The organism is Paracoccus sphaerophysae (assembly GCF_000763805.1).
GTDB lineage: Bacteria > Pseudomonadota > Alphaproteobacteria > Rhodobacterales > Rhodobacteraceae > Paracoccus > Paracoccus sphaerophysae.
Map to the genome: position 1 here is coordinate 1 of NZ_JRKS01000095.1, position 8,106 is coordinate 8,106.

The following is an 8,106-nucleotide window of genomic DNA, read 5'->3' on the forward strand; positions in this document are numbered from 1 at the left end:
CCCGGATCGAGATCGAGAAGCTGGCCGATCACTGGGAGCAGCGGCTCGAGGCGGCGCGGTTCTTCTTTCCGCCGGACAAGGCAGCCTCGATGCGGCTGACCCTGCGCAACCTGTGGGCGCGGCTGCCGCTGACCCGGGCCGACGTGCAGATCTTTCACGGCGTGATCCGGCAGATGGCCTGGGCGGCGCAGAACCGCGACTCGCGGCGAGATTGACCTTTCCGTCCCCCGCGGCCAATGTCCGCGCCGATTCATGCAAGGGACAATCATGGCCAAGCGCCCGATCTTTCAGGAGGTGTCCGCGCCGGCGTCCTCCGCCCCGGTTCCGGCCGGAAACCTGATCGACAGCGCCCCGCGCGGCGCCCGCGGGGCGATCCGGGCATGGCTGATCGTCCTGTTCGTGATGGTCGCCGCGATGATCGCGGTGGGCGGGGCGACGCGCCTGACCGGGTCCGGCCTGTCGATCACCGAATGGAAGCCGGTGACCGGCGTGCTGCCGCCGCAGGGCGACGCCGCCTGGACGGCCGAGTTCCAGAAATACCAGCAGATCCCGCAGTTTCAGGCCGACAACCCGACGATGGACCTGGCCGGGTTCAAGCGCATCTACTGGTGGGAATGGGCGCACCGCCTGCTGGGCCGCGCCGTCGGGCTGGTCTGGGCGGGCGGGTTCCTGGTATTCTGGCTGACCCGCCGCATCCCGCCGGGCTGGACGCCGCGGCTGCTGACGCTGGGCCTGCTGGGTGGGCTGCAGGGCGTGATCGGCTGGTGGATGGTCAGTTCCGGGCTGGTGGCCGGGATGACATCGGTCGCGTCCTATCGGCTGGCGGTGCACCTGGGGCTGGCCTTCGCCATCCTCGGGCTGATCGCCTGGTACTGCCTGCAGCTGTCGCGCACCAAGGCCGCCCTGCTGCGCGCCCGGCGCGCCGGCGAGCCAAAGCTGTTTTCCATGTCGACCGGCCTCATGCATCTCGCCTTCGTGCAGATCCTGCTGGGCGCGCTGGTTGCCGGCATCGACGCCGGGCGGCAATATACCGGCTGGCCCCGGATGGGCGGCGAGTGGATCCCGGCGGCGATCTGGGACCCCGCCCTAGGATGGCGCAACTTCTTTGAAAACGCAGCCACCGTGCAGTTCACCCACCGCATGGTCGGCTATCTGCTGGCGGTCTTCGCCGTCGTCGTCTGGCTGCGCGCCCGCCGCTCGCCGCACCCGGTGACCCGTGGCGCCTTCACTGTGATGATCGCGGCCGTCGCCTTCCAGGTCGTGCTGGGGATCGTCACCGTCATGCACGGCGCCCCCCTGGCCGAGGCGCTGGCCCACCAGCTGGGCGCGGTGGCGCTGTTCGTGCTGATCATCCGCGCCCGCCATCACGCCCGCTATCCCTATGAAACCAGCGTCCGGGGGACCATCCGATGACTGCCGATACCAGCTTTGGCCCCAACGCGGCGATGGCCGACCTGATGGAATTCCAGCGCCAGACCGAGGCGCTGTCGTCGGTGTCGGAACGGCTGGTCTGGGACCAGGAAACCATGATGCCCCGCGGCGCCGCCGAGCAGCGATCCGAGGAGCTCGCCGCGATGGAGGCGGTGCTGCACGAGCGCCGCACCGATCCGCGCATCGGCGAATGGCTGGACGCCGCCGACCCGGAAACCCCGCGCGAGGAACGCATCCTCGCGCTGATCGCCCGCGATTTCGCCCGCGCCAGCGCCATCCCCGCCGACCTGGCGACCGAGATCGCGCGCCAGACCAGCCTCGCGCAGGGGATCTGGGCGGCGGCGCGGGCGAATGACGCGCCGCAGGACTTCCTGCCTACGCTCGATCACGTCGTGGTGCTCAAGCAGGACGAGGCCAACGCGCTGGTCGCGGCGGGCTTTGGCGGCGGCGATCTCTATGACGCGCTGCTGGACGATTACGAACCCGGCGCCACCCAGGCCGAGCTGGCGGCCCTGTTCGACACCATGCGCCCCCGGCTGGTGGCGCTGCGCGAGGATATCCTCGGCGCCCCCGACCAGCCCGCGGCGCTGGAAGGCCGGTTCCCGCAGGAGATGCAGCTGCGGCTGGCGCGGGCCTGCGCCACGGCCTTCGGCTATGACTGGAACCGCGGCCGAATGGACATGGCGGTGCATCCGTTTTCCTCGGGGCGCTGGCAGGACAGCCGCATCTCGACCCGGGTGGTCGAGGCCGATCCGTTCAACTGCATCTATTCGACCATCCACGAGGTCGGCCATTCCAGCTATGAGCTGGGGATCGACCCCGACCACGCCTTTACCCCGCTGGGGCGCGGCGTTTCGATGGGGGTGCATGAAAGCCAGTCGCGCATCTATGAAAACCAGATGGGCCGCGGCCGGGCCTTTGCCGGCTGGCTGCACCAGCGCATGTCCGACATGATGGGGGGGCTGTCGATCGACGACCCGGACGCCTTCTATCGCAGCGTGAACCGCGTCGTGCCGGGCTATATCCGCACCGAGGCCGACGAGGTGCAGTACAACCTGCACATCATGATGCGCTTTGACCTGGAACGCGACCTGATCGCCGGCCGGCTGGCGGTCGACGACCTGCCCGAGGCGTGGAACGCCCGCTTCCTCAAGGACTTCGGCGTGGCCGTGGACCGTCCGGCGAACGGGATGCTGCAGGACGTGCACTGGTCGGTCGGGCTATTCGGCTATTTCCCGACCTATGCGCTGGGGAACGTCTATGCCGGCTGCCTGAACCAGGCGATGCGCGCCGCGGTGCCGGAACTGGACGAATCGCTGGCCCGCGGCGAGGCCGATCCCGGCGTCGAATGGTTGCGCGAGAACCTGCAGCGCCACGGCGGGCTGTACGAGCCCCGCCCGCTGATCGAGCAGGCGACCGGCGCCCCCGTCTCGCCCGAGCCGCTGCTGACCTACCTGGAAGAAAAGTTCGGCGCGATCTACGGGCTGTAACGCTTCTTCTTTGCCGAAATATCCCCGCCGGAGGCGCCGGAACGGTCCGGCGAGAGCAGCCTCGCAGCCCTAAAGCCCCAGCTCGCCCAGGATCCGGCGCGCCTCGTGGGCGCACGGCGTCAGGGCAGCGCGATCCTCGCCCGGATAGAACCGGGCCCGGATCGCGGTCGGCATCGGCTGCGGCGTGGCGATGTGGACGCGCGGCCCGATGCGCTGGGTTTCCGTCTGCCAGCTGCGCGCCAGCGCAATCTGCGCGGCCTTGGTCGCGCCGTAGGCGCCGAAGAACGGCTGCCCGCCGCGCGGGTCGTCCAGGAACAGCGCGGTGCCGCCCCGGGCGCGCAGCAGCGGCTCGAACAGCGCGATCAGCCCGTAGGTCGCAGCGACGTTGACGGCGACCGACTTTTCCATGTCGCGCGGATCGACATGCGGAGCAGGGGAGAGGGGGGCGGCGTGGATCGCCGTATGCACCCACAGGTCGCAGCCGCCCCAACGGTCCAGCACGGCGCGGGTCAGCTGGATCATCGCCTCGGGCTGGGCCACGTCCATCGGCGCCAGCGTCGCCTCGCCGCCGACTGCGCGGATGCGGTCGTCCAGTTCCTCGAGCCCGCCGGTGGTGCGGGCGACGGCGAGCACGTGGTAGCCCCGCCCCCCCAGCCGTTCCGCGATGGCAGCGCCGAGGCCGCGCGAGGCGCCGGTGACGATGGCGAGTGTCGTGTCTGTCTGGCTCATGCCCGCCACTTGCCACCCGCCGCGCAGCACCGCAAGCGGGAACCTCGCGGCCCCGCAGGACGAAACGCCGCGGGCGGGACAAGCCTTCGGGGCATCAGACGTTCAGCAGCAGGTGTTCGCGTTCCCACGGGCTGATGACCTGCAGGAATTCCTTGTATTCGTTGCGCTTGACCGATTCATAGACGGCCACGAACTCGGTCCCCAGCACCTCGCGCATCTGCTCGCTCGCCACCATCTCGTCCAGCGCGTCGCCCAGGTTGGTCGGCAACTCGTCCTCGGACATGTAGGCGTCGCCCAGGCATTCGGGGCGCGGGTTTTCCGCCTGCATCAGCCCCAGATATCCGGTGGCGAGCGAGGCCGCGATGCCCAGGTACGGGTTGCAGTCCATCCCGGCCAGCCGGTTTTCCAGCCGCCGCGCCTCGGGCCCCGAGATCGGCACCCGCAGCCCGGTGGTGCGGTTGTCGCGGCCCCATTCGAGGTTGATCGGCGCCGCAAAGTCCGGGACATAGCGGCGATAGCTGTTCACATAGGGCGCCAGCAGCGCGACCGCCGCCGGAAGGTGGTTCTGCATCCCGGCGATGAAATGCAGGAATTCCGGCGTCTCGCGGCCCTTGTCGTCGGAAAAGATGTTGCGGCCGGTGGCGGCGTCCACGACGGAATGGTGGATATGCATGGCCGATCCCGGCTCGCCCTCGATCGGCTTGGCCATGAAGGTCGCGAAACAGTCGTGGCGCAGCGCCGCCTCGCGGATCAGGCGCTTGAAGAAGAAGATCTCGTCGGCCAGCCGCACCGGGTCGCCGTGGGCGAGGTTGATTTCCACCTGGCCCGCGCCGCCTTCCTGCAGGATGCCGTCGATCTCGAAGCCCTGTGCCTCGGCGAAGTCGTAGATGTCGTCGATGACCCGGCCATACTCATCGACCGCGGACAGCGAATAGGCCTGTTTCGCGGCAGCCCGGCGCCCCGACCGGCCCATCGGCGGCTGGATCGGCTGGTTCGGGTCTATGTTGCGCGCGACGAGGAAGAATTCCATCTCCGGCGCAACCAGCGGCTTCCAGCCCTTGTCGGCATAAAGCTGGACCACCCGCCGCAGCACGTTGCGCGGCGCTGCGGCGACCGGGTTGCCTTGCTGGTCGAAGGCGTCGTGGATCACCTGCAGCGTCACGTCCGCCGTCCAGGGCGCGGCGGTCGCGGTGTCGAAATCCGGCACCAGGATCATGTCCGGCTCGGTGAACGCGCCCGAGGGGTTATCGGCCCATTCCCCGGTGATGGTCTGCAGGAAGATCGAGTTGGGCAGGTAGAAGCTTTCCTGGCGGGCGAATTTCGACGCCGGCATCGCCTTGCCGCGGGCCACGCCCGCGATGTCCGAGACGATGCATTCCACCTCGTCCAGGCGGCGGCCTTCGACATAGTTCCGCGCGGCGGCGGGCAGCTGGGTCAGCCAGTCTGACATGGGGACTTTCCGCCGGGACTGCCGGCTTTCACTGGGATTGCTCGGGGGCCGGGATGCGCGCGGCCATCGCGTCGCCGGCGGCCTCCAGGCCGGCGATGACCCCGGCGCGGTCGGCAGCCGGGCGGTTCTGGCTGGCCTTCCACTTGCCGGTCACCCGGGTCAGCGGCAGTTCCAGCCCGACGATGCCGCGCAGCTGCGCGGCGACAAAGCCATCCGGCGCGTCCCCCACCGACCAGGGGTCGGCGAGGCCGGCTTCGTGGCGGTCGGTCAGCGCGCCGACCTGGCCGCGCAGCCAGTCGGCGTCGTCAATCACGCGCGGCACGCCGCGCACCTGCACGATCAGATAGTTCCACGTCGGCACGACCCGGCCATGTTCCGCCTTGGAGGCGTACCACCCCGGAGAGATGTAGGCCTGCGGCCCCTGGAACACGGCCAGCACCTCGCGCCCGGCCGCCTGGGCGGCGCGCAACTCGCCGATCTGGCCGTTGGCGCGCGCCAGGTGACAGCGCAGCACGTCGGCCGAGGGATCCAGCAGCATCGGCACCGGATTGGCGGTCGGGCCGTCCTCGCCGGTGGACACCAGCAGCGCAAGGGGATGCGCCTCGATCAGCGCATGGATCGCCTGCGGCCGGTCTTCCCGAAAGGCTGGCGGCACATACATCAGGCGGCGCTTTGTCCCGTCACCGCGCGGGGCTTGCGAAAGAACGCCTCGATCCGGTCGGCGACGCTGGTCGCGTCGGCCGTCCCGCGGCGGTCGCGGGCGGCGGCAATCAGCGGCTCGGGGACCGATCCGCCGCGATGTTCGATCAGCCCGTCGATGAACGCGTCGCTGAATTCCGGGTGGGCCTGCACGGTAAAGGCACGGTCGCCATAGACCAGCGCGGCGTTTTCGCAGAACCCGTTGGCCGCCACCACTTCCGCGCCGTCGGGGCGTTCCACGACCTGGTCCTGATGCCACGCGTTCATGGTCACCGGCTGGCCCGAGAAATCATAGGTCTGCGGACCGACCGCCCAGCCGCCGCCGAACTTCTCGACCTTGCCGCCCAGGGCCTGGGCCACGATCTGGTGGCCAAAGCAGATGCCGACGATCGGCACCGACGCGGCATGCGCGCGGCGGATGAAATCCTCCAGCGGGGGGATGAAGGCGTGGTCCTCGTACACCCCGTGGCGCGACCCGGAGATCAGCCAGCCATCCGCGTCGTGAACGCTGGCGGGAAACTGCATCGCCTCGACGTGGTAGCTGTCGAAATCCAGGCCCCGCCCGGCCAGGAGCTTGACGAACATGTCGTCGTAATCGCCATGCGCGTCGCGCGTGACCTCGGGCGATTGCCCGCATTTCAGGATGCCGATCCGCATCGTTGGCCCCGTAAGGTGACGTCCCGCCAAGGTAGTCGCGCCCCGGGGGGTGCCGCAAGGGGGGAACCGGCGGGCGCCTTGGGGCCTTTCCACCCCAGGCGCGTGCTGGCGGCGTGCGGCCAATCCGGCTAGTCTGCCCGCAAACGACAGGAGAGCGATTGATGGACGGTTTGCGCCCCGACGGCCACAGCGTGGTCGACCCCGACGGCCTGCTGGAATTCTCGGTGGTCTTCACCGATCGCAGCCTCAACCACATGTCGCAGAAGTTCCAGCAGGTGATGCGCGACATCTCGGACATCGCGCGCGAGGTCTATGGCGCCGAGGCGATCGCCATCGTCCCCGGCGGCGGCACCTACGCGATGGAGGCCGTCGCCCGCCAGTTCGCCCGCGACGCCAACGCACTGATCGTCCGCAACGGCTGGTTCAGCTTTCGCTGGTCCCAGATCCACGACGCCGGCCAGTTCGACGGCGCCGCCGGGGTCGAGATGGCGCGTCCCGCCGGCAACGAGCCCCAGCCAGCCTTCGCCCCCCCGCCGATCGAGGACGTGGTGGCCGAGATCCGCGCCTCTCGCCCCGGGGTCGTCTTTGCCCCACATGTGGAAACCTCGGCCGGAATGATCCTGCCCGACGCCTATATCCGCGCGCTGGCCGATGCCGCGCACGAGGTGGGCGCCTTGATGGTGCTGGACTGCATCGCCTCGGGCGCGATCTGGGTCGACATGGGCGAGACCGGCGTGGACGTGCTGATCTCGGCCCCGCAAAAGGGATGGAGCGCGCCGCCCGCCGCGGGGCTGGTCATGTTCTCCGCTCGCGGGCTGGAGCGGCTGGAGGCCACCACCTCGGACAGCTTTGCGCTGGACCTCAAGAAGTGGCGCGCGATCATGAAGGCCTATGAGGATGGCGGCCACGCCTATCACGCGACGCTGCCGACGGACGCGCTGCTGACCCTGCGCGACGCGATGGTGGAAACCCGCGAGATGGGGTTCGCGGCCGCCAAGGCGGCGCAATGGGACCTGGGCTGCAAGGTTCGCGCCGAACTGGCCGCCCGCGGCTTCCGGTCGGTCGCGGCCGAGGGCTTTGCCGCGCCCGGCGTCGTGGTCAGCTACACCGACGACGCCGAGATCCAGAATGGCCGCAAGTTTCTGGCGGAAGGCATGCAGATCGCCGCTGGCGTGCCGCTGCAGGTGGGCGAGGGCGCCGACTTCCGCACCTTCCGCCTGGGCCTGTTCGGCCTCGACAAACTGCGCAACGTGGAGGCGACCGTGGCGCGAGTGACGGCCGTGCTGGACAAGGTGGTGTAGGCCAGCGGCCTCTCGTGGCTTGATCGAAGGCCGCGGCCGCGCTAGGCAGTCGCACCCGCAGGAGGCGTGGCAGAGTGGTTTAATGCACCGGTCTTGAAAACCGACGTGGGGGGAACTCCACCGTGGGTTCGAATCCCACCGCCTCCGCCATCATACCTGTTGTGAACACGGACAAGCGCCCGTCGCGGCGCGGAAATAGTCGTGTTGTCAAAGGGCTTTGCCTCGGCGTTGTTGCAGAAGTCCGCCCGCGGAGGATTCACGGCGGGAATCCAGTCGGTTAGGCTGGGGGCATGAGCAAGCCTTCTCCCGCCCGCTACCGCACGACGAACTGGTCCAGCTACAACGACGC

The 8,106-nt window shown here is 69.4% G+C and carries 7 protein-coding genes, 1 tRNA gene and 1 pseudogene; 5 read left to right on the forward strand and 4 right to left on the reverse strand.

Annotation, left to right across the window (positions count from 1 at the left end; genetic code table 11):
• The 3 genes and pseudogenes from IC63_RS18570 to IC63_RS15820 all read left to right on the forward strand — a co-directional run.
• A pseudogene (locus IC63_RS18570) lies at positions 1-215 on the forward strand (RNA methyltransferase); the annotation flags it as partial.
• 52 nt (positions 216-267) lie between these two features.
• Positions 268-1,413 (forward strand): heme A synthase, encoded by a 1,146-nt coding sequence (gene ctaA, locus IC63_RS15815; protein ID WP_036722256.1) that lies wholly within the window; start codon positions 268-270, stop codon positions 1,411-1,413.
• The gene (locus IC63_RS15820) at positions 1,410-2,921 is read left to right on the forward strand and encodes a carboxypeptidase M32 (protein ID WP_036722259.1); all 1,512 of its coding nucleotides are present in this window, start codon (positions 1,410-1,412) and stop codon (positions 2,919-2,921) included. The genes ctaA and IC63_RS15820 overlap by 4 nt, the downstream gene beginning before the upstream one ends.
• 69 nt (positions 2,922-2,990) lie before the next feature.
• On the opposite strand, the gene IC63_RS15825 is transcribed toward IC63_RS15820, so the two are convergent.
• The 4 genes from IC63_RS15825 to IC63_RS15840 form a co-directional block, all read right to left on the reverse strand.
• Positions 2,991-3,650: an SDR family NAD(P)-dependent oxidoreductase gene (locus IC63_RS15825; RefSeq protein ID WP_036722261.1), complete on the reverse strand. Its 660-nt coding sequence runs from the start codon at positions 3,648-3,650 to the stop codon at positions 2,991-2,993.
• A gap of 94 nt (positions 3,651-3,744) precedes the next feature.
• Entirely contained in the window at positions 3,745-5,100 is a 1,356-nt protein-coding gene (locus IC63_RS15830) for a glutamine synthetase family protein (RefSeq protein ID WP_036722263.1), read from the reverse strand.
• A gap of 28 nt (positions 5,101-5,128) precedes the next feature.
• Positions 5,129-5,761 (reverse strand): FMN-binding negative transcriptional regulator, encoded by a 633-nt coding sequence (locus tag IC63_RS15835; protein WP_036722266.1) that lies wholly within the window; start codon positions 5,759-5,761, stop codon positions 5,129-5,131.
• Positions 5,761-6,456 (reverse strand): type 1 glutamine amidotransferase, encoded by a 696-nt coding sequence (locus IC63_RS15840; protein WP_036722268.1) that lies wholly within the window; start codon positions 6,454-6,456, stop codon positions 5,761-5,763. Before IC63_RS15840 ends, IC63_RS15835 begins: the two co-directional genes overlap by 1 nt.
• Positions 6,457-6,617: 161 nt before the next feature.
• Here IC63_RS15840 and IC63_RS15845 point away from each other — a divergent pair, with 161 nt between their 5' ends.
• Complete coding sequence (locus IC63_RS15845; RefSeq protein WP_036722271.1) at positions 6,618-7,757, forward strand: aminotransferase class V-fold PLP-dependent enzyme; 1,140 nt, start codon at positions 6,618-6,620, stop codon at positions 7,755-7,757.
• Positions 7,758-7,817: 60 nt separating this feature from the next.
• Positions 7,818-7,907, forward strand: a tRNA-Ser gene (locus IC63_RS15850).
• Positions 7,908-8,106: the final 199 nt, after the last annotated feature.

Excerpts from the sequence above, each read along its gene's own strand:
- IC63_RS15825 (WP_036722261.1), bottom strand. The coding sequence starts at position 3,650 with ATGAGCCAGACAGACACGACACTCGCCATCGTCACCGGCGCCTCGCGC.
- IC63_RS15840 (WP_036722268.1), bottom strand. The coding sequence starts at position 6,456 with ATGCGGATCGGCATCCTGAAATGCGGGCAATCGCCCGAGGTCACGCGC.
- ctaA (WP_036722256.1), top strand. The coding sequence starts at position 268 with ATGGCCAAGCGCCCGATCTTTCAGGAGGTGTCCGCGCCGGCGTCCTCC.
- IC63_RS15820 (WP_036722259.1), top strand. The coding sequence starts at position 1,410 with ATGACTGCCGATACCAGCTTTGGCCCCAACGCGGCGATGGCCGACCTG.
- IC63_RS15830 (WP_036722263.1), bottom strand. The coding sequence starts at position 5,100 with ATGTCAGACTGGCTGACCCAGCTGCCCGCCGCCGCGCGGAACTATGTC.
- IC63_RS15835 (WP_036722266.1), bottom strand. The coding sequence starts at position 5,761 with ATGTATGTGCCGCCAGCCTTTCGGGAAGACCGGCCGCAGGCGATCCAT.
- IC63_RS15845 (WP_036722271.1), top strand. The coding sequence starts at position 6,618 with ATGGACGGTTTGCGCCCCGACGGCCACAGCGTGGTCGACCCCGACGGC.